At 38.7% G+C, this 20,817-nt stretch carries 25 protein-coding genes; 12 read left to right on the top strand and 13 right to left on the bottom strand.

Annotated features, from left to right (window positions below; genetic code table 11):
• Position 1: 1 nt before the first annotated feature.
• From HMPREF2885_RS07115 to HMPREF2885_RS07150, 6 genes are all read left to right on the top strand, one after another.
• Positions 2-628, top strand: a complete 627-nt coding sequence (locus HMPREF2885_RS07115) for an NAD(P)H-dependent oxidoreductase (RefSeq protein WP_049549944.1) — start codon at positions 2-4, stop codon at positions 626-628.
• Between the two features lie 8 nt (positions 629-636).
• Entirely contained in the window at positions 637-1,200 is a 564-nt protein-coding gene (locus HMPREF2885_RS07120; RefSeq protein ID WP_049549943.1) for a GNAT family N-acetyltransferase, read from the top strand.
• On the top strand, positions 1,166-1,687 hold the full coding sequence (locus HMPREF2885_RS07125) for a GNAT family N-acetyltransferase (protein WP_049549942.1): 522 nt from the start codon (positions 1,166-1,168) through the stop codon (positions 1,685-1,687). Before HMPREF2885_RS07120 ends, HMPREF2885_RS07125 begins: the two co-directional genes overlap by 35 nt.
• A gap of 1,069 nt (positions 1,688-2,756) precedes the next feature.
• Positions 2,757-3,314, top strand: a complete 558-nt coding sequence (locus HMPREF2885_RS07140; RefSeq protein WP_049549940.1) for a hypothetical protein — start codon at positions 2,757-2,759, stop codon at positions 3,312-3,314.
• The gene (locus tag HMPREF2885_RS07145; protein ID WP_049549939.1) at positions 3,292-3,729 is read left to right on the top strand and encodes a hypothetical protein; all 438 of its coding nucleotides are present in this window, start codon (positions 3,292-3,294) and stop codon (positions 3,727-3,729) included. The genes HMPREF2885_RS07140 and HMPREF2885_RS07145 overlap by 23 nt, the downstream gene beginning before the upstream one ends.
• A 25-nt stretch (positions 3,730-3,754) precedes the next feature.
• Positions 3,755-4,222, top strand: coding sequence for an 8-oxo-dGTP diphosphatase (locus tag HMPREF2885_RS07150; protein ID WP_070657609.1), 468 nt, complete (start codon positions 3,755-3,757; stop codon positions 4,220-4,222).
• On the opposite strand, the gene HMPREF2885_RS07155 is transcribed toward HMPREF2885_RS07150, so the two are convergent.
• Together HMPREF2885_RS07155 and HMPREF2885_RS07160 are read right to left on the bottom strand one after the other, a co-directional pair.
• A complete protein-coding gene (locus tag HMPREF2885_RS07155; RefSeq protein WP_000159158.1) occupies positions 4,219-4,734 on the bottom strand; it encodes a transcription repressor NadR in 516 nt (171 codons plus the stop codon). The genes HMPREF2885_RS07150 and HMPREF2885_RS07155 overlap by 4 nt on opposite strands.
• 11 nt (positions 4,735-4,745) lie before the next feature.
• Positions 4,746-5,273 carry an ECF transporter S component gene (locus HMPREF2885_RS07160; protein ID WP_049549937.1) on the bottom strand — a complete coding sequence of 176 codons (528 nt, stop codon included), beginning with the start codon at positions 5,271-5,273 and terminating at the stop codon, positions 4,746-4,748.
• 135 nt (positions 5,274-5,408) lie between these two features.
• Between HMPREF2885_RS07160 and HMPREF2885_RS07165 the strand changes: the two genes are divergently transcribed.
• The gene (locus tag HMPREF2885_RS07165; protein ID WP_049549936.1) at positions 5,409-5,768 is read left to right on the top strand and encodes a hypothetical protein; all 360 of its coding nucleotides are present in this window, start codon (positions 5,409-5,411) and stop codon (positions 5,766-5,768) included.
• 41 nt (positions 5,769-5,809) lie between these two features.
• On the opposite strand, the gene HMPREF2885_RS07170 is transcribed toward HMPREF2885_RS07165, so the two are convergent.
• The 3 genes from HMPREF2885_RS07170 to coaB are packed head-to-tail and all read right to left on the bottom strand — an operon-like array spanning position 5,810 to position 7,609.
• Positions 5,810-6,373, bottom strand: a complete 564-nt coding sequence (locus HMPREF2885_RS07170; RefSeq protein ID WP_001042720.1) for an ECF transporter S component — start codon at positions 6,371-6,373, stop codon at positions 5,810-5,812.
• The gene (gene coaC / locus HMPREF2885_RS07175; RefSeq protein WP_009730209.1) at positions 6,357-6,908 is read right to left on the bottom strand and encodes a phosphopantothenoylcysteine decarboxylase; all 552 of its coding nucleotides are present in this window, start codon (positions 6,906-6,908) and stop codon (positions 6,357-6,359) included. Before coaC ends, HMPREF2885_RS07170 begins: the two co-directional genes overlap by 17 nt.
• Before the next feature lie 11 nt (positions 6,909-6,919).
• On the bottom strand, positions 6,920-7,609 hold the full coding sequence (gene coaB, locus HMPREF2885_RS07180) for a phosphopantothenate--cysteine ligase (RefSeq protein ID WP_070535367.1): 690 nt from the start codon (positions 7,607-7,609) through the stop codon (positions 6,920-6,922).
• Positions 7,610-7,734: 125 nt separating this feature from the next.
• On the opposite strand from coaB, the gene HMPREF2885_RS07185 reads away from it, so the two are divergent.
• The 5 genes from HMPREF2885_RS07185 (at position 7,735) to radC (ending at position 15,411) form a co-directional block, all read left to right on the top strand.
• On the top strand, positions 7,735-8,901 hold the full coding sequence (locus HMPREF2885_RS07185) for a hypothetical protein (RefSeq protein WP_000345295.1): 1,167 nt from the start codon (positions 7,735-7,737) through the stop codon (positions 8,899-8,901).
• Entirely contained in the window at positions 8,894-10,369 is a 1,476-nt protein-coding gene (locus tag HMPREF2885_RS07190) for a hypothetical protein (RefSeq protein WP_000070719.1), read from the top strand. Before HMPREF2885_RS07185 ends, HMPREF2885_RS07190 begins: the two co-directional genes overlap by 8 nt.
• Before the next feature lie 173 nt (positions 10,370-10,542).
• A complete protein-coding gene (locus HMPREF2885_RS07195; protein WP_000845250.1) occupies positions 10,543-12,213 on the top strand; it encodes a formate--tetrahydrofolate ligase in 1,671 nt (556 codons plus the stop codon).
• 183 nt (positions 12,214-12,396) lie between these two features.
• On the top strand, positions 12,397-14,688 hold the full coding sequence (pcrA, locus tag HMPREF2885_RS07200) for a DNA helicase PcrA (protein ID WP_000992908.1): 2,292 nt from the start codon (positions 12,397-12,399) through the stop codon (positions 14,686-14,688).
• 42 nt (positions 14,689-14,730) lie between these two features.
• Positions 14,731-15,411 (top strand): RadC family protein, encoded by a 681-nt coding sequence (gene radC / locus HMPREF2885_RS07205; protein ID WP_070657611.1) that lies wholly within the window; start codon positions 14,731-14,733, stop codon positions 15,409-15,411.
• 14 nt (positions 15,412-15,425) lie between these two features.
• On the opposite strand, the gene HMPREF2885_RS07210 is transcribed toward radC, so the two are convergent.
• The 8 genes from HMPREF2885_RS07210 to HMPREF2885_RS07245 form a co-directional block, all read right to left on the bottom strand.
• On the bottom strand, positions 15,426-15,911 hold the full coding sequence (locus tag HMPREF2885_RS07210) for a hypothetical protein (RefSeq protein ID WP_001002682.1): 486 nt from the start codon (positions 15,909-15,911) through the stop codon (positions 15,426-15,428).
• A 23-nt stretch (positions 15,912-15,934) separates the two neighbouring features.
• Positions 15,935-16,624, bottom strand: a complete 690-nt coding sequence (locus HMPREF2885_RS07215; RefSeq protein ID WP_070657613.1) for a gamma-glutamyl-gamma-aminobutyrate hydrolase family protein — start codon at positions 16,622-16,624, stop codon at positions 15,935-15,937.
• Positions 16,625-16,639: 15 nt separating this feature from the next.
• Positions 16,640-17,281 (bottom strand): redox-sensing transcriptional repressor Rex, encoded by a 642-nt coding sequence (locus HMPREF2885_RS07220; RefSeq protein ID WP_070657615.1) that lies wholly within the window; start codon positions 17,279-17,281, stop codon positions 16,640-16,642.
• A gap of 82 nt (positions 17,282-17,363) precedes the next feature.
• Positions 17,364-17,579 carry a DUF4649 family protein gene (locus HMPREF2885_RS07225; protein WP_000286091.1) on the bottom strand — a complete coding sequence of 72 codons (216 nt, stop codon included), beginning with the start codon at positions 17,577-17,579 and terminating at the stop codon, positions 17,364-17,366.
• 6 nt (positions 17,580-17,585) lie between these two features.
• On the bottom strand, positions 17,586-17,933 hold the full coding sequence (locus HMPREF2885_RS07230; protein ID WP_000863528.1) for a DUF1831 domain-containing protein: 348 nt from the start codon (positions 17,931-17,933) through the stop codon (positions 17,586-17,588).
• Positions 17,934-17,937: 4 nt separating this feature from the next.
• The gene (locus HMPREF2885_RS07235) at positions 17,938-19,053 is read right to left on the bottom strand and encodes a cysteine desulfurase family protein (protein ID WP_070657617.1); all 1,116 of its coding nucleotides are present in this window, start codon (positions 19,051-19,053) and stop codon (positions 17,938-17,940) included.
• Positions 19,054-19,062: 9 nt separating this feature from the next.
• Entirely contained in the window at positions 19,063-20,022 is a 960-nt protein-coding gene (locus HMPREF2885_RS07240) for a ribose-phosphate diphosphokinase (RefSeq protein ID WP_001283843.1), read from the bottom strand.
• Between the two features lie 111 nt (positions 20,023-20,133).
• The gene (locus tag HMPREF2885_RS07245) at positions 20,134-20,703 is read right to left on the bottom strand and encodes a CYTH domain-containing protein (RefSeq protein WP_070657619.1); all 570 of its coding nucleotides are present in this window, start codon (positions 20,701-20,703) and stop codon (positions 20,134-20,136) included.
• Positions 20,704-20,817 lie beyond the last annotated feature (114 nt).

Raw genomic sequence — 20,817 nt, forward strand, 5'->3', positions numbered from 1 at the left:
AATGAAAATTTTAGTCATCAATGGACATCCTGACAAGGAAAGTTTCTGTCAAGAAATTTTTCGAACGATTGTAGAAAATATTGACTCAAATCATCATGAGCTTGAATCTATTAACCTAAATGAGATAGATTTTGATCCTGTATTACGTTATGGTTATCGAAAACGTATGGAAGAGGACTCTTTCATACTTCGCTCTCAGGAATTAATCCAGTGGGCAGATCATTTCATTTTTGTTTATCCAATTTGGTGGAGTAGTATGCCTAGCTTATTGAAGGGTTGGATTGATCGTGTTTTCACGCCAGGAATTGCGTACTCTGCCAATAATCAAGGAAGTTTTATTTGGAATTACTTAAGAGGTCAGCAGTTTAAAAAGTTACTAAAAGGAAAATCAGCCAGTATTTACGCAACATCCATGGCACCAACATGGTGGTACAAAGCATTCTCAGGTCCTATCAGTATCCCAGACAGTTATGGAATATCAGTATTAAAGAATGCTGTCCTAAATCACTGCGGTATTAAAACAAAGAAAGTTTCAATTTTGGGTGAGTTAGGGCGTGAGGTGAATACAAGTTCAACAAGAGAAAAGTATCTACAAAAAGTAGCTGAGGAAGTCAAGGCGTTGGATTAGGAAATAGTATGGTTTATTTAAGAAAACTAATAGAAGAAGATCTGTTGTCTTTGTGGGAAATTGCTTATTCACAATCTGATCCAATTTGGAAGCAGTATGATGCTCCCTATTATGACGATTATCAGCATTTTCCTAATTTTCAAGAATTTAAACTACAAAAATCAGAATCCGCTCTAAACAACTCAAATCGCCTTGGTATTTTTGTTGATGATAAACTAGTTGGGACTGTTTCGCGCTACTGGGTATGTAAACAAACAAGATGGATGGAATTGGGAATTTGTATTTATGACAAGAAATTTTGGAACTCTGGAATTGGAAAAGCTGCTATGCTACAGTGGATAGATCAGACATTTCAGGATTACTTGGAGTTGGAGCATCTTGGTTTGACAACTTGGTCAGGAAATTTTGGTATGATGAAATTGGCTGAAAAATTAAGAATGAAAAAAGAAGCTCATATTCCAAAAGTTCGTTATTACCAAGGCAAATATTTTGATAGTATTAAATATGGTGTTTTGAGAGAAGAATGGGGTAAAATAAATGAACCTAACTATCAAACAAATGGAAACTCCTGAGGAGATAGAAGGGAAATCCCGAGTTCATTGGCAGACATGGCGTGAGGCTTATGACGATCTTTTGCCTGCAGAATTTCAGGAGACAATGACATTAGAAAGATGTCGATTCTTTAGTCAAAAATATCCAGAAAATACATTGATTGCCATAGATGATATGAAAGTAGTTGGTTTTATCAGTTATGGAAACTTTCGTGATGAGACTATTCAAGCTGGCGAAATCATTGCCTTATATGTTTTAAAAGACTATTATGGAAAAGGTATTGCTCAGAAGTTAATGAAGGAAGCTCTGACGACTCTTGAACAGTTCTCTGAAATATTTTTATGGGTATTAAATGAGAATAAGCGAGCGATTGCTTTCTATCAAAAAATGGGTTTTACTTTTGATGGGCAAGAAAAAATACTTGACCTTGGAAAACCTATCACTGAAATTAGAATGGTACGTAAGAAATCATCAAAATCTGAGAGTCAAATACTGGTAGAATTGTGATTTTGTTTTCAGATGACTCAATGAACAAACAATCATGTTTTAGAATATATTTTTTATGGAAAGAAGTTATTATGAAATTGAAAGAGAAGAATTATAAAAAATCATCAGGCTTAGATTCTGTTCGTTTTTGGTTACAAGGGCATCGATTTATCAAATTTATGCTTGATATTGTCTTTTACATCATCTTGTTCCTAGTTATAGAATTTACAACATCACAAAACAAAAGCATTCCAGCTGATTTTCGGTATAGAGAGCTCTTATTTCCCTTGCAATTGAATCTTTTTATCTTGGGGAATAGGTTCTATGCTCTCTTTTTGTCAGTGAAAACTAAAAAAGAAAGGACCCTTAAAAGATTTTGTGAACCCTTTATTTATATCAATATCCTTAGCTTCATTTTTCAACTGATTGGCGTGAGAAAAAGAGGAAGAGTCGTTCTCTCACCTTTGTTTTCACTGGAGTCATCCTATATCTGGTTCCCTATTGTCGTCTACCTTCTAGTCTTGATGTTAACTTTGGCAATCTTCTTTCTCTCTAAAGGTTCAAAAAAGGAGTAGATGAAAATGAAGATGAGTAGACAAATGAAGTACAAGACAAAAGAAAAGTCTTCTTGGACTAAGAGGTTTTCTCTTTGGTTAGAAAGGCATCGAAAGATTGGTCAACTCTTGGATACGAGTGTGTTATTTGGATCTATGTTTGTATCATTTCTCGCCGTCTCTTTCATTAGTTCTCCATTCCCAAACTTAAATTATCTTTCCCCCTTAAGCTTCAATCTTATCCTTCTGATCGTATCAACTTATATCCTTGTCCTTCGTTTTAGTAGTGATAAACTTCAGAAATGGCGTTACTTTTCATGGATATTTATCGGTTTCAATGGTTCTCTTTTTCCTTTTCATCTCTTGGTAGGTCTGAACTGGCTAGGACGTCGCAAGTCAACGAATTCCCCTCCCCTAATTTCTATGGATCCAGCCTATGTCTGGTTTCCTATTGTAAGTTATCTCTTTTTCTTTTTCTTGGGGCTGGGCATTCTGCTTTTGATTATACGGATAGAAAAACGAAGAAGGAGACGTAAATGGAACGAAAGATTAAGAGACAAAAGAAGGTCAAACAACAGAACAGAAAAATGAGAAAAATCCATAAAAAGTATTCTTTGATAGCTCAGGTCCAATTGTGGCTGGAAAGACATTCAAAGCTTGCTTCTTTTATGGATGGTGGTATAATATTATTTTCTATTTTTGGTATCATGTATGTGTTGTTCGGGACGTCACTTATCCCGAAACCATATCAAGAACTATCCTATGTCTTGCCAATTATTATGAATTTTGTCTTTTTGGTGCACACACTCTATCAAGGTATTTTTAGAGATGGTTTTAGCAATAAGGCTTCAGTAAACGGATTTTTAAAAACTTTTCTATTCATAAACGGACCTATTTTTCTTCTCCACTTACTTGTTGGGGTGAAAGGGAGAAATGTTAAAAAAATTCCTTCCCTATTATCTGTCGATTATCGGTACATCTGGCTTCCAATTGCTACCTATCTAATCTTTTTCATCATTCCAGCGATATTGATGGTGATTTTGAAATATAATGATAAAAAGAGGAAAAATTATGACAAAAGAAAATCTAACTAAGTTAATTTCGTTTAAGACACTTTATTTGGCTTTGCTGACCTTTGTGGTTCTTCATTTGGTGTTGCTGGTTTTTGGACTATCTTTTACGCCGATTTTGTGGAATAGTTGGTTTTTCATTCTTTGTTTGACCTTCCTAATCCATCCTTGGAGAATCTTTTATAGAACAAGAGATGCTAAATGGTATCACCTTATTTTTCAAATATTTAGTGGATTGGTGACATTTTACCTTTGGTTTGCAGCATTCTTTGTTTTATCAGTTATCTCGGATCCAGCCGTCCCTATCAATATAGACTATCGCATAGAAGATAAGGAAATCATCATTGCTAGAGGTTTTTTGGCCCGTACTACTTATGACCATCATGAATTGATCAATCCCTTTATCATGAAGTCAGAAGTAAAATATCGAGATGAATAATAACAAATAGAAAGTGAGTGAATCCATGTCACGTTCCCAAAAAACAATCCTAACAAACATCTGCCTTGTCGAAGATAAGGCGCGAGGTAAAGTCCTAATGCAATATCGCTCTCCTGAAAACAATCGCTGGTCTGGCTATGCCTTTCCAGGAGGTCATGTTGAGAACGGCGAGGCCTTTGCCGAGTCTGTCATTCGTGAGATTTATGAAGAAACAGGTCTAACCATTCAGAATCCACAACTAGTCGGCATTAAAAACTGGCCCTTAGATACAGGTGGGCGCTACATCGTTGTTTGCTATAAAGCGACAGAGTTTACTGGAAATCTCCTATCTTCAGAAGAAGGAGAAGTATCTTGGGTGCAAAAAGACCAGATTCCAAACTTGGATCTGGCCTATGATATGTTGCCTTTGATGGAAATGATGGAAGCACCTGACAAGTCTGAGTTCTTCTATCGCCACCGCACAGAGGACGGCTGGGAGAAAGAAATTTTCTAGTCTTTTACTAAATAACCTAACTGATCCAAGGCCTCCTCGATATAGTGGAGGTCTTGTTGCGTTTCGGCTTCAACAAGGTGGTAATGAATGCCATCTGTCAATTCAGAAAGGGGTCTAAAGTCTGAATTCTCGACTTGTTCCAGAAAGTGCTGGACATCTCGGCGGCAAGTGAGTTTGAGTAGGGTTTCAATTTCGCCATAAACGGGATGATCGATTAAGATATTTTGAACGCGTCCGCCATTGTCTACAATAGCTAGAAGTTCCTGACCAATTTCTTCCAGTTCATGTTTCACTTTAAAGAGTTTGTGGACGTAGGGGCTGGCATCATTTTCTTTGTAGATATAACCACGATTGGTGGATAGGATAGGAGCTCCATCTGCTCGGAGAATAGCGATGTCCTGTACAATGACCTGGCGTGTAACATGGAAGTGTTCAGCCAGGGTTTGACCATTGAGAGCTTTTGGCGCCTCTTTTAACAGTTTGAGAAGAGCTTGTTTGCGATCCTTTGTCATAGTTTTTCCTTTTAGCGACGTTTTCGAAGCACTTTATAGACAGCTAGTGCTAATGTATAGTCTACCATACTATGGACAATTGTTCCAAAACCAACTAGGACAAAAAGAACATAAAACATATTTTCAACATTTGTCCCTGAAGTAGCATAAAAGATGATACAAGCTATTACTTCAGCGATAGCATGAACAATACCCAAAACAAAGTTGAAAATCCAAGATGCCTTTGGTTTATCCAAGGTTTCAGGGAATTTCTTTAAGTACAAAGCCCCCAAAGTACCAAAAACAATGTGAGAGAAGGCACGAAGTACAATAACAGGCGGATAACCTGCCATCAGGAAACCGAGACTAGAAGCAATAATCACAAAAGCAGCCATCAAAGGCGAAAGAAACATGGCGATAAAGATGGGGATATGACTTCCCAAGGTGTAAGAAGCCGGTGGGATAACTATTTTAAAAGGCATAATGATTGGAATCAAAATCGCTATTGCAGTGAGTAGGGCAGTCATAGTCATAAACTGCGTTTTTTTCCGTATATCCATAAGAACCTCCATTTATCTGTATATACACAAGTATAGTACAATAAATCACCAATCAAGTCAAGAAGCATTATTGATTTTTCAGGAAAATTTGGTTAAAATGTGGTAAAGAATAATAGGACCCGAGGAGAAATTGTGATGATACTTTTTGTTTACCTAATCGTGGTAATCGTGATGATGTCAAAACAGAAAAGTGAAGGGAAAGTAGTCTCAGGTTGGACTCGTTTCCTAGTTTATAGTTTATTGGTCCTTTCGCTACTCTCTCTATTAGCAAGTGGCCTGGCTGTTTCACTTTTTAGCCTTCCTTTATTAGGTTTTCTTTTGATGGCAGCAATACTCGAAATTGCTTATTTCGTCAGATTGGTGATTGCATTTGGTTTGGTTTTTCTATCACTAACCCTATACTTGGATAGCCAGAAAAGCCAGCAACCTACCCCTCTTTCGTATCAGCTCCTGCGCTTTGGCTTTCATATTCTATTGATGTTTCTTATGTTTTAAATGCTAAACTCCACCTTCAGGATGAAAGTGGAGTTGATTTTTTATTTCTTCAAGGTTTGTAAACGTGGGACAATTGCTACTGTTAGAACAGCAGAAATGACAAGCTCGGCAATTGAGTTTGTAGAAATAACGGTTGCTAGGAGTTTTTGGATATTGCCGTCGAAGACATTTCCAAAAAGGAAGAAGATTCCCCCAAGGACAAAGACGGTGTTGGTAAGGGAACCAAGGGCACCAGCTAGGATTAGCCCAGTTTTATTTTTCATCAGTTTATATACCAAGTAAGGTGTCAGACCGATCAAAATGCGAGGGACAATAGCAATAATCGCAGAATAGATGTTTCCGTTCGGTACGAATGGTGAGAAGAGGTAGCTGGTTGGAAGGATGGTAATCGTGTTTACCGTTAAGCTTAGCAGTCCCATCAAGAAACCAAGTGTAACACCAACTCGTGGGCCGTAAATGATACTAGCAATGATTACTGGAATATGAACGATAGTTGGTTTAATTGGAAATGGGAAAAGATTAAATAGGAGAGAGCTCAAAAAGTGGATAACGAGCATAACTGCAAAAAAGATAGCAATTGGGGCAATGTTAGAGCGTTTGTTCATCGAGGGTTTCCTTTATTCTTTCTAATATAGTATTCAGGTCAGCTAGGGCGCCTTTGCCGTGATCGCCACAGGCTAGTAGAGATTCCTTTGGAGAGATAATCTGATAACCATAGGTCTCTAATGTTTTTAGATTAGCCTGGGTTGCCGGATGGTCATACATTTTTGTATTCATGGCTGGCGCTAAGAGTTTAGGGATGTGACTTGGTAGGGCAAGCGCTGTGCTTGTCACCATGTTATCCGCAAAACCGTGCGCAAGTTTGGCAATGGTATTAGCAGTAGCAGGGACAACGATAAAAAGATCAGTTCTTTTACCTAGTTCGATATGATTGACTTGATCAGGATAGGGTTCCTTCATGACATCAAGGTGAACTGGATTCTGTGAGAGTACCTGTAGTGTCAAAGGCTGGATAAACTCTCTCGCTGCCTCGGTCATTAAGACAGTGACATGATGGCCTTGTTTTTTCAAAGAACTGACCAGGTCAGCTGATTTATAGGAGGCAATGGAACCTGTCACTGCAATGAGAATATTTGCCATGGCTTTCCTTTCTATGAATGATAGGTTTGAATTTTTTCAAGGAGGAGTTCTGCAATTTCCTCTTTGGTTTGAACAGTTTGAAGATGATCATTCTCAACAAAGATTGCGCGATGCTGATCTGCTGAAATTTGAGTGAGGTCATTTGCGATGATTAAGTCTGCTTGGTTCTTGATAAGACTTTTTCTAGCAATGTCAACCAGATGGTCTTCGGTAACATCAACTAGCAGTTTAAAACCAATCAGATGAATAGCAGGATTCCATTCCTTGACTAGAGAGATGATTTTTGGAGTCTTTTTAAGGAACAAAACCTGAACTTCATCAGTTGAAGAAATCTTAGCTTGATGATTCTGCTTGCTTAAAAATTCTTCTAGATTGGAGCTAGCCTGAACCTCCTCAAGCCCCGTCATATAAACAGGAGTATAATCAGACACAGCCATTGAGTGGATTAAGACCTGATATTCCTTAACAAGTTCTTGCATCCCAACTAGAAGGTCGTTGGTATTATCAATTTCTCGAATGCTTAGGTTGGGATGAGCTTCTGGCTTCAGAGCTCGTTTTGTCGTTATCAAACAAACTTCATGCCCTGCAGCAAGCAAGGTTTCTGTGATGATTTTCCCCAAGCGACCTGTAGAATGGTTAGTAATAGAGCGGACACTATCAATAGCTTCACTGGTACCGCCCGATGTGACTAAAATTTTCATAGCACTATTGTACACAAAAATGATATGCAAGTCAAAGAAAGCATTTAAAAGAAAAATATATTATTATTGACATTTATAGTAATAAATAAGATAATGAATCTAAGTAAATTAATAGGGGTATTATTATGGATTTTTTTAAATTTGCAGACAACATTGCAAAGGAAGCTGGTAAAGTATTGAATGATGTCGGTTCTGCTACTAGCGAAGCTTTAAATGAAGCGAGTAAATTTACTGGAGAAGTTATTACTGAATCTGTAAAAACTATAGGTGAAGTATCAAGCCAAGTTGGTAATGTTGTCTCAGATGTCTCAGTGAAAGCTGTTGGAGTTGCCGGAGATGTAGCACATCAGATAACAAATGTGACTTCTGAAACATTTAACGAAGCTGGGAAAATAGCGAATAATACAAAAGAACAAATTGAATCGGTAGACCTTTTTAATTCTAAACTAAGACAAGAAGCTGTTGATGGATATAATGAAGCTATTAGTTGTTATAATGAGGAAGCTGATAGCTTGGCTAATAAATCAATAGAGCTTTATCAGGTTAGGGATAAAGCTATCAAAGTTGTAAAAATTGTTGAAGAAAGAATTAACAAACTAGCAAATAAACCAAAAGAGTTTGAAACAAAATTAGAAGCAATTGATGTTGAAATTCAGAATTTTGAAGATAAGCAAATTGCTATTTCACAGTCAATTAAGGAAGCTGAATTAGCAAGTGGTAGCACAGCGGCTACGGCTTCACTTAGCGCATTAGGAGTAACAGTTGCAACTTTAGGGCCTACTGCCGCTATGGGTGTTGCAACTACATTTGGTGTTGCATCAACAGGTACTGCAATTTCAAGTTTGACAGGTGCTGCAGCAAATAGCGCCGCTCTGGCTTGGTTAGGTGGTGGAAGTGTAGCAGCTGGTGGCGGTGGAGTGGCAGCCGGTAACGCATTTTTGGCATTGGCTGGTCCTGTCGGTTGGGGAATTGCAGGCGCTATGTTGACCGCTTCTGTTGGCGCTGGTGTAGTAGCTAATAGGAAAAATGAAGAAGTTGCAAAAGAGGCTATAGAGGAACAGAAAAAGGTAGAATTGTTGGCTAGACAACTTAAAGAAAAAGTAATAGAAGTTACGGAATTAATAGAACTAACTGAAAAACAAACAGAAGGAATTTATTTAGCCAATTTATCTTTAACTGGAATGGACTATAGCTTATTTACTGATGACGAAAAATATCAAGCAGGTGCTTTAGTGAATTCAACTCTATCATTGACTGCTATGGTAAATAAGGAAATTAGAATAAATGAGTAACCAGATTATTAATCAAGCTTTTAACCAAGGTATTGGTGCATATGTCAATTGTTTAAATAACTTGAGAATTCAAGATTTACATAATGCTATGAAAATCATAGAGGATGAAGCACGCAGAGTCATCTTAAACAAGGACAATGCCTCAAAGATTTTAAACTATACGAGAGACAATATTGAAGACGTTATTTTAAAGAAGCGTGGAGGAGATTATGGTGGTCACGGCTTTATCGCTGAATTTGCAGAAGCAGGGATTGTAAATGCGAGGAGAGCCATTGAAGGGTTAAATCCTATTGTCGAAGTATTGAATGATAATGGACCAGCCGATTTATTAATTGGTAGAAATACCATTCAAATGAAGTTTTATGGTAATTTACGTGATGAACTAGCTCAATCGTTTCATTACAGTTCAAAAATGAAAATGATGTTTCCAAAAGATCACGTTCAAGTATTTGAAAAAATAATGGCTGGAGCAAAAGAAGTTGAAGTGAATGGCAAGAGATTATCCATTAAACAAATTACGGATATATGCCAAATGATTAATGATATCACTGAAAGCAAGGGACTTACTTCATACAAATATTGGATGAAATCCTCTGCTCTAGATTATAAAGACGCTCAAAAAAATTCAATTCATTCTCTTATAGATTCTGAAGAGAAGAATATTCGTAAAACAGTCAGACTAAAACAAGAAGAATTAAATAAAAAAAGATTAGTGGCCCAAAAACATGCATTACCAAATTTAAAAGAAGCTAACAAGGTTGCAAGAAACGCAGCTTTTTTACAGGGTGGTTTAGCATTAATGTCGACTGTGTATGGGAAATACAAAGAAGGAAAAAGTATTTTTGAATTCGAACAATCAGATTGGTTAGATTGTGGATTGGACACAGCTGAAGGAGTTGTAAAGGGGGCAATATCTGGTTATTCCATTTACGGATTAACAAATGTCTTTGGTATTAGTGCTCCAAATGCTAGTGCTTTAGTTATGGCAACTTATGGAATGATAGACATTATTCTAAAGTATAGATCTACAGAAATAACCCAAGATGAATTTATGAATCTTTTGACATTAAATGTAATGGATGCTTCCTTTGCAACAATTGGTGCTTGTATTGGTCAGATCATGATTCCAATACCTGTTCTTGGTTCTGTAGTTGGTTCAATATCTACTTCAATAATTTGGGAGATAGGTAAGGGAATATTAAATGAAAGAGAACAAAGGATAATTCAAGATTACAAAGAAAATCTGAATAGTTACATAAAAACTTTAGACGAAAATTATCTTGTCATTTACAACGAAATTATAGAAAAGTATAAAAAATTGGGCGAAATACAAGCATATTCGTTTGATTTGTCAATAAATACTAAACTTAGGTTTGAGTACTCTATTGAGATGGCAGAAAGTTTAGAAATTGAAGATAATAAAATTCTCCATGATTTGTCTGAAATTGATAATTTCTTTCTTGACTAGATTATTTTCACATTCTTTATAGTCTAAAACTATAAAGCCATATAAAATTTTTAAAAGGGCTCTAAAAATCTTGAAATTCAGGATATTTACGAACGTTTAGAGAGTTTATGGATGTTAAAAATCTTGTTTTGTGATATAATGAATTATCACATTAGAGGTTAGAGGAGTTTTGAATGAAAACAGATATTGAAATCGCACAAAGTATTGAGTTGAAACCAATCGTTGATGTTGTAGAGAAACTGGGTATTTCTTACGATGATTTGGAATTGTATGGAAAGTACAAGGCTAAGCTCAGCTTTGATAAAATTCGTGCAGTTGAGAGCAATCCAGTTGGTAAATTGATCTTGGTTACTGCCATCAATCCAACACCAGCAGGTGAAGGGAAATCAACTATTACCATTGGTCTTGCGGATGCTTTGAACAAGATTGGTAAGAAAACGATGATTGCTATCCGCGAACCATCTCTTGGTCCAGTCATGGGGATTAAGGGTGGTGCAGCCGGTGGTGGTTATGCCCAAGTGTTGCCAATGGAAGACATCAACCTTCACTTTACGGGGGATATGCATGCCATTACAACTGCCAACAATGCTCTTTCTGCCTTGATTGACAACCACCTGCACCAAGGAAATGAGCTGGGAATCGATCAACGTCGTATTCTTTGGAAACGTGTTGTGGACTTGAATGACCGTGCCCTTCGTCATGTGACCGTTGGACTTGGTGGTCCTCTAAATGGTATTCCACGCGAGGATGGTTTCGATATTACCGTTGCTTCAGAAATCATGGCCATTCTTTGCTTGGCGACTGATATTGAAGATTTGAAAAAGCGCTTGGCTAGCATCGTTATTGGCTATCGCTATGACCGTACACCAGTTACTGTTGGTGATTTACAGGTTGAGGGTGCCTTGGCTTTGATTTTGAAAGACGCTATCAAACCAAACTTGGTTCAGACAATTTACGGTACACCTGCCTTTGTACACGGTGGTCCATTTGCCAATATCGCTCATGGATGTAACTCTGTTTTGGCAACAAGCACAGCCCTTCGCTTGACGGATTATACTGTTACTGAAGCTGGTTTTGGTGCGGACCTTGGTGCCGAGAAATTCCTTGATATCAAGACACCAAACTTGCCAACTTCTCCAGATGCAGTTGTCATCGTCGCAACCCTTCGTGCCCTTAAGATGAATGGTGGTGTAGCTAAGGACGCTTTGACAGAGGAAAATGTAGAAGCAGTTCGTGCCGGTTTTGCTAACTTGAAGCGCCACGTTGAAAATATTCGTAAGTTTGGTATTCCTGCAGTTGTTGCGATTAATGAATTTGTCTCTGATACAGAAGCTGAAATCGCAACCTTGAAAGAACTTTGTGCTTCTATTGATGTTCCAGTAGAATTGGCTAGTGTCTGGGCTGATGGCGCAGAAGGAGGCGTAGCGCTTGCCGAAACGGTTGTTCAGACTATTGCTGAAAATCCATCCAACTATACTCGCCTTTATGACAATGACCTTTCTGTCCAAGAAAAGATTGAAAAGATTGTTACTGAAATCTATCGTGGTAGCAAAGTGAACTTTGAGAAGAAAGCCCAAACGCAAATCGCTCAAATCGTTCAAAACGGATGGGACAAATTGCCAATCTGTATGGCTAAAACTCAGTACAGTTTCTCTGACAATCCAAATGCACTTGGAGCTCCAGAAAACTTTGAAATTACCATCCGTGAATTGGTACCAAAATTAGGTGCAGGCTTCATCGTTGCCCTAACTGGTGATGTTATGACCATGCCAGGTCTTCCAAAACGTCCAGCCGCTCTTAATATGGATGTTGAAAGTGATGGAACAGTCCTAGGCTTGTTCTAGTAAATTGCAATTGATTTAAATGAGTTTGGAAAAGCTTTCCAAGCTCTTTTTCTTATCTAGATATGAGGCGTTGTCTTCAGCTGATGAAAGATTTACCTTCTAGACGCCACCAGTCTAGCTAAAGATATTTTCTCTGATTTCTGATATAATAGAAACATTGACTTCAAGAGTAAGGAAGAGAAGATGAACGCATTATTGAATGGAATGAATGACCGTCAAGCTGAGGCGGTGCAAACGACAGAGGGGCCCTTGTTAATCATGGCGGGGGCTGGTTCTGGAAAGACTCGTGTTTTAACTCACAGAATCGCCTACTTGATTGATGAAAAGATGGTCAATCCTTGGAATATCTTGGCCATTACCTTTACCAACAAGGCTGCGCGTGAGATGAAGGAGCGTGCTTATAGCCTTAATCCAGCAACCCAGGACTGCCTAATTGCGACCTTTCACTCCATGTGTGTTCGTATCCTACGTCGCGATGCGGATCATATTGGCTACAATCGGAATTTCACCATTGTAGATCCCGGAGAACAGCGAACCCTCATGAAACGCATTCTCAAGCAATTAAACTTAGATCCGAAAAAATGGAATGAACGGACTATTTTGGGAACCATTTCCAATGCTAAGAATGACCTAATTGATGATGTGGCTTATGCTGCCCAGGCTGGTGATATGTACACGCAAATCGTAGCTCAGTGTTATACAGCTTATCAAAAGGAGCTTCGTCAGTCTGAGTCCGTTGACTTTGATGATTTGATTATGCTGACCCTCCGTCTCTTTGATCAAAATCCTGACGTCTTGACCTACTATCAGCAGAAGTTCCAGTACATTCATGTTGATGAGTACCAAGATACCAACCATGCCCAGTATCAATTGGTCAAACTCTTGGCTTCACGCTTTAAAAATATCTGCGTTGTCGGTGATGCGGACCAGTCTATCTACGGTTGGCGTGGGGCTGATATGCAGAATATCTTGGATTTTGAGAAAGATTACCCTAACGCCAAGGTCGTTTTGCTAGAAGAAAATTATCGTTCAACAAAAACCATTCTCCAAGCAGCCAATGACGTCATCAAAAACAATCAAAATCGCCGCCCCAAAAATCTCTGGACCCAGAATGCTGATGGTGAGCAGATTATTTACTATCGTGCAAATGACGAACAGGATGAGGCTGTTTTTGTAGCCAAAACCATTGATGAACTTGGTCGAACTCAAAACTTCCTCCACAAGGATTTTGCGGTTCTTTATCGGACTAATGCACAATCCCGTACTATTGAGGAGGCCCTCCTAAAGTCCAATATTCCTTATACTATGGTCGGCGGGACCAAGTTCTACAGCCGTAAGGAAATCCGTGATATTATCGCCTACCTTAATCTCATTGCCAATCTGAGTGACAATATCAGTTTTGAGCGCATTATTAACGAACCTAAACGCGGAATCGGCCCAGGAACCGTTGAGAAAATTCGCGACTTTGCGAATATGCAAGATATGTCTATGCTAGACGCTTCAGCCAATATTATGTTGTCAGGCATCAAAGGTAAGGCAGCCCAGTCTATCTGGGATTTTGCCAATATGATTTTGGATTTGCGGGAACAACTGGATCAATTAACCATCACAGAGTTAGTTGAAGCGGTTCTTGAAAAAACAGGTTATGTGGAAATTCTTAATGCCCAAGCGACCTTGGAAAGCAAGGCGCGGGTTGAAAATATTGAAGAGTTCCTATCTGTTACCAAGAACTTTGATGACAATCCTGATAGTCAGGAAGAGGAAACAGGTTTAGATAAACTCAGTCGTTTCTTGAATGACTTAGCCTTGATTGCGGATACGGATTCAGGCAGTCAGGAGACATCTGAAGTAACCTTGATGACCCTCCATGCAGCGAAAGGACTAGAGTTCCCAGTTGTCTTTATCATTGGGATGGAGGAAAATGTATTTCCGCTTAGCCGTGCGGCTGAAGATCCAGATGAGCTAGAAGAAGAACGCCGTTTGGCCTATGTCGGTATCACACGCGCAGAAAAGATCCTCTATCTGACCAATGCCAACTCTCGCTTGCTTTTCGGTCGTACTAGCTACAATCGTCCAACACGTTTCATCAATGAAATCAGTTCGGACCTGCTTGAGTATCAGGGCTTGGCTCGACCAGCGAATACTAGCTTTAAGGCATCTTATAGCAGTGGTGGGATTGCTTTCGGTCAAGGTATGAGCTTAGCTCAAGCCCTTCAAGAACGAAAACGCAATGCCGCACCAAGCTCTATCCAGTCAAGTGGTCTCCCATTTGGACAATTTGCAGCTGGAAATAAAAAAGATTCGACTGATACAAGTTGGTCCATTGGGGACATTGCTCTTCACAAGAAATGGGGAGAGGGAACGGTCCTAGAAGTTTCGGGTAGTGGCGATACTCAGGAATTGAAAATCAATTTCCCAGAAGTGGGGCTGAAAAAACTCTTAGCCAGTGTTGCCCCAATTGAGAAAAAAATCTAATTTTCCATCCTTCTCACGAATAATAAAGTGAGGAGGATTTTTATGTACAGTATTTCATTCCAAGAAGATTCACTCTTGCCTAGAGAAAGACTGGTTAAAGAAGGAGTAGAGGCACTGAGCAATCAAGAATTGCTAGCTATATTACTCAGAACCGGAACTCGTCAGGCAAATGTTTTTGAAATTTCCCAGAAAGTCTTGACCAGTTTGACCAGTCTAACTGATTTGAAAAAAATGACCCTGCAGGAATTGCAGAGTCTGTCTGGTATTGGACGTATCAAAGCCATTGAACTACAAGCAGTGATTGAACTGGGGCATCGTATTCATAAACACGAAACCCTTGAGATGGAAAGTATTCTCAGTAGTCAAAAGCTAGCAAAGAAAATGCAACAGGAACTTGGCGACAAAAAACAAGAGCACCTAGTGGCGCTCTATCTCAATACTCAAAATCAAATCATCCATCAGCAGACCATCTTTATCGGATCCGCGACACGTAGCATTGCAGAACCAAGGGAAATCCTTCACTATGCCATCAAGCATATGGCGACTTCTGTTATTTTAGTCCACAATCATCCATCAGGCGCAGTAGCACCTAGCCGAAATGATGATCATGTGACCAAGTTAGTCAAGGAAGCCTGTGAACTGATGGGAATTGTGTTCTTGGACCATTTGATTGTCTCTCACTCTGATTACTTTAGTTACCGTGAAAAGACGGATTTGATTTAAGATTGCACATGATCTTACTCAATTACTTTTAAAACATAGGAATCTACTTCTGCCATATTGATAACAGGAAGAGGTTTTATCGTGGGTACAAGTAAATCTTCTTGAACGATAAAGTTGACAATCGAATTGAAATCTTCGATTTTATAATATCTTTTTTTATGAATGAGAATATCTCTGTAAAAGTAAAGACGTGAATGAAATTTACTTTTTAGTTTAGCATCTGCCTTTTTACAAAATAGTTTTGCCTTTTTAGACATTTCTTTCAGCTGTTTTTCTTTTTGAGATAGTTTATCGAAATTCTCTTTATTCTTAGAAAAAGATTGGTAACTTTCCGCTGTTAAAAGTCTATAGAGATTAGAAAGATGAAAGCAAACCCTTATTTCTTTTTCATTGTTTGATAAGAAATAAGGGTTTGCTTCCTTTTCCTTATAAGATATGAAAACATTAGCTTCTATATCTCTCAAAATCTCATGAGTAGAAGGTATTTTAATTTCATTCATGATTAATAACCTATTTATAAGTCCTAGAGTTCGTTAACAACATAGTCAAACAGCGTTTTATCTTTGGGGCGGTTTTCAAAGAGAAATTCAGGATGCCATTGAACACCAAGATAAGGGAAGCCGTCCGTAGTTGTCACAGCCTCAATGATTCCATCTTTAGGATCATGTGCTACAATCTTAAGATTTGAAGCTAGATCTTTAATACTCTGGTGGTGGAAGGAGTTGATATGAGAGATTTCTCCATAAATTTCTCGGAGAATGGTATCAGGTTCTGTTACGAGGCGTTGGGTCGTGTATTCGGCTGAACAGTCCTGCCAATGATCCTCGATATCTTGGTATAGCGTGCCTCCCATGGCGACATTGAAAAGTTGAGTACCCCGACAAACAGAGAAAATTGGTTTCTTTTGCTTAATCGCTTCTTTGATAAGTGCTAGTTCAAAAATATCTCTTTGAAGGTGGTAGTCATCACTATCAATAGCCTTTGGTTCACCATAGTATTTTGGATCAACATTTTGCCCACCCGTTAGGATGAGCTTATCAATGATACTGATGTAATAGGCAGCCATTTCTTGATCACCAATCGGTAGGATGATTGGAATTCCGCCAGCGTCCTTGACTCCTTCAACAAAGCCCTTCGCTGCATAGCTCATCATGATGTCATCATCTGGATGAGCTTTTTCATTTCCTGTAATCCCAATAACTGGTTTTTTCATAAATGCTTTCGCTTTCTAATCCTCTTTACGCATAAAATAGAGGAGGGTTTGGAGTTCGCTTGTCAAATCGACATACTGAACGACCACATCTTTTGGGAGGTGAAGGTGAACAGGGGAAAAACTGAGAATACCTTTTATACCTGCATCAACCAAAAGATTGGCAACTTCTTGTGATTTAACACTTGGAACTGTTAGGATAGCAGTTTTGATATCTGCTTCGTTGATTTTTTCTTTAATCTGTGAGATACCATAGATTGGAATTCCATCAGGTGTCTGGCTCCCAACTTCTGGATGATCATCTAGGTCAAAGGCCATGATAATTTTCATCTTGTTACGCTCGTGGAAGCGGTAGTGGAGAAGGGCGTGTCCCATATTTCCGATTCCAACTAACATAACATTTGTAATGGAGTTATCATTTAGGAGATCAGCAAAAAAATTCATCAATTTTTTGACATCGTAACCAAAACCACGACGACCTAGCTCGCCAAAATAGGAAAAATCACGTCGAACTGTAGCAGAATCGATACCAATAGCCTCTGCAATTTGCTTGGAGTTGGCACGTTCGATTTTTTCTGCATGAAATCTCTTGAAAATTCGATAGTAAAGAGAGAGCCTTTTTGCTGTTGCTTTTGGAATAGCAGACTGTTTATCTTTCACAAAATCACAACCTTTCTATTCTTCTATTTTATAGAAACATTGTGAAAAAATCAACAAAAACAAGAAAAAACTAAGAAATTTCTTAGTTTTTATCTGAAAAATGAGCTTGTGATAGAAAACGGTAGAGATCGCCAACCAATCCTTGATAAATCACCTTATCATTCAGCGTTAAGGAGCTGATTAGGAGAGTATCAGGTAGGGTCACACAGCCAGATAGAGATAACATGAGCTCTTCGTAATCCTTATATTCAAGTATACGTTCTACGTGATAGTTATCTTGATAGGTAAGTCGATACATAGTCAATTATCTTTCTTCTTTAGTGAAGATACCGCGTTCTACTAAACTGTCCATGAGGAAGTAGAATTTTTCTTGGTGAATATGGTGATCTTCTGATTTAAAGATATTCACCAAACGAAGGCCAGATTTGTCAGTGATGTTGAGTTTAGCACCTGTAAGGTCTTTATTGATGATGATTTTTAGGTTGAAACCTTCACCACTGTTGGGTACTTTTTCAAGTAGACGAGTCAGTTCGTAGTTTCCTACTTTTGTTTCAAAGAAAGTATTGTCTTTCAGTGTGAACTTTTTGACAGTTGGGCTAAGTGTGTAGTCGTAGCGGCAGTTTTGCAGTTTAATGGTTTTTTCGAATGCCATTAGATTAATCTCCAATAATATTTTTTAAGGTTTGTGCGAGTTGTTTCAGTTCTTCCTCAGTGTTAAGAGGAGAAAGACTGATACGGACAGATTCTTTCAATCGATGTGAATCTGGTCCATAAAATGCTTCAAGCACATGACTGGTTTGCACAATACCAGCAGTACAAGCGGAACCGGTAGAAATTGAAATTCCTTCAAGATCTAACCGGAGTAAGAGCAAATCATTTTTTTGACCAGGAAAGCCAATGTTGACAACATAAGGCAGTTGGTCTTGACTTTCATTGAGATAGTAGTCTAAATCAGCAATTTCTTCTAAAAAAGCAGATTTGAGTGCGCTTAGTTTTTGGTAATGCTTAGCTTGGTTATTTAAATCCTCTTTGAGAGCAGCGACCATACCTACAATGGCAGCGAGATTTTCTGTTCCAGCCCGTTTCTTTTGTTCTTGGTCTCCACCGTGAAGGTAGGAATCAAAGCCCGTGGAAGAAGCATAAAGAAAGCCAACTCCTTTTGGTCCATGGAATTTGTGGGCAGAAGCGCTAAGGAAATCAATTCCTAATTCTTCAGGATGGATAGGGATTTTTCCGATAGCTTGAACAGCATCAACATGATAAGCAGCAGGATGTTCTTTTAAAATACGTCCAATCTCAGCGATAGGTAAGAGACTACCTGTTTCATTATTAGCATACATGGTGGAAACGAGAATGGTATCGTCACGTAAAGCTTCTTGAATCTGCTGCGCAGTGATTTCTTGATTTACTGGTTGGATGATGGTCGCTTCAAAACCAAAATGTTGTACCAGATAATCGATAGTCTCAAGCACAGAATGGTGTTCAATAGCTGTCGTGATGATATGTTTTCCACGATTTTGATGACGGAGACAATAGCCGATAATGGCTGTATTATTACTTTCTGTACCGCCAGATGTAAAAAAGATATGTTGAGGTTTGGTTCCTAGTAAGAGGGCTAAGTCCTGACGAGCTTCTCGCAAGAGTTTGCCAGCCTGCCGACCATGGCTATGAATACTAGAAGGATTACCATGAGTTTCTTGCATGACCTTAGTCATTTCAGAAATAGCTACTGCTGACATAGGAGTCGTAGCAGCATTGTCCAAATAAATCAAAGAATCACCTTATTTCTTTTTGTTGTAAGCAAAGAGTGGGCTGACTGGTTTTCTTTCATGGATGCGGACGATAGCATCTCCGATTAATTCGCTAGCAGTAATGTAACATACATTTTCTGGAGTTCTTTCTTTGGTTGCTACTGAGTCCGTCACGAGGATTTCTTTGATGTTTGTAGCGTCAAGAAGATCTGCTGCACCTTCAACAAATAAACCGTGACTGGATACTGCATAAATCTCAGTTGCGCCTTCACGTTCAACGATTTTGGCTGCTTCAGAGAATGTACGACCAGTATTTAGGATGTCGTCAATCAAGATAGCCTTTTTGCCTTCAACATCCCCAATGATATAGCCTTCGTTACGATCAGAATCATCTTGGGCGTAGTCAATGATAGCGATAGGAGCATCAAGGTATTCAGCCAAACTACGTGCACGTTTAACACCAGAGTTCTTTGGACTAACAACAACGACATCAGAGCCAAGAAGACCTTTATCACAGTAGTGCTTAGCAAATAGAGGAACAGTATAAAGATTGTCTACAGGAATGTCAAAGAAACCTTGGACCTGAACAGCATGGAGGTCAAGTGTTAGAACACGGCTTACACCAGCTTTGACAAGCATATTGGCAACTAGTTTTGCAGTGAGGGGTTCGCGAGAAGAAGCGATACGGTCCTGACGCGCATAACCAAAGTAAGGAAGGACAACGTTGATACTATGAGCACTTGCACGTACACAAGCATCAACCATGATCAACAACTCCATCAAGTGGTTGCTAACAGGGTAGCTGGTTGACTGGATGATGTAGACATCGTAACCACGGACACTTTCTTCAATGTTGACCTGGATTTCGCCGTCAGAAAATTGTCGAGAGGATAACTTCCCGAGAGGTACACCAACTGTATCCGCAATCTTTTGAGCGATTTCATGGTTAGAGTTTAGGGTGAAAAGTTTCATGTTGTTTCTATCTGACATTATAGACCGTCCTCTGTAAACTTTGCGAATCTTCTCTGAGAAAGTTTTGTTTTTCAAAGCCAGATTCTTTTATTTTTATCTTTTCTATTTTACCAAAAAAAGGAGATTATTTCAGCTTTTTTTCATGCTTTTAATAAAACGAATTAATTTTGATGGAGCTTTCTGATAAGTAATCTGATTTTCATCTAAAAATCTCTGAAAATCTTCTTTCCCTTTTTCATGGTCGGTGACTTCAAGCTCGAGTTCATAGTCCATCTGGTCAAAGTATCGACTTTCATCTAAGGCCATTAAGCCAATCTCAGCTTTCATTTCATAACGTAGAGTGGAAAGGCAGCCTAGAACAAGCCAGTCATGGCTTTCGATGCCAATCTTAGCGAGTTTCTCTAGAACGAGCCCTGGAGGTAGTTTTTTTTTTTCGAGGTACGATTCAGCTTCTGGAAGAGTTAGTTTCTGGTTGTATTCCATATTTCCTACAGTTTGAGGTACTTTTAAGGTCAATTCCGCCCAATCTGCAAAAGTGCGAATGCGCATGGCAACCTTCTTTTCATGCAATTGGAAATCTGGTGTGTCAATGTAGTAGTTCTTCTGAAGAACGGGTTGGATATGGGAAAACTGTTTTTTTAGATGATCATATTCCTCTTTTTTCAGAAGTGTTTTCAATTCTATTTCTAAATGTTTCATTTTTTCAACCTTTTCTATATCTTTGAAAGCGATTTATGGTATAATGGACAATGTATTTATTGTATACGAATGTACTGAAAAAATCAAAGATTTTCGACAGAGCAATCAAACATT

This window comes from Streptococcus sp. HMSC062H02, from assembly GCF_001813005.1.
Taxonomy (GTDB): Bacteria; Bacillota; Bacilli; order Lactobacillales; family Streptococcaceae; genus Streptococcus; species Streptococcus oralis_S.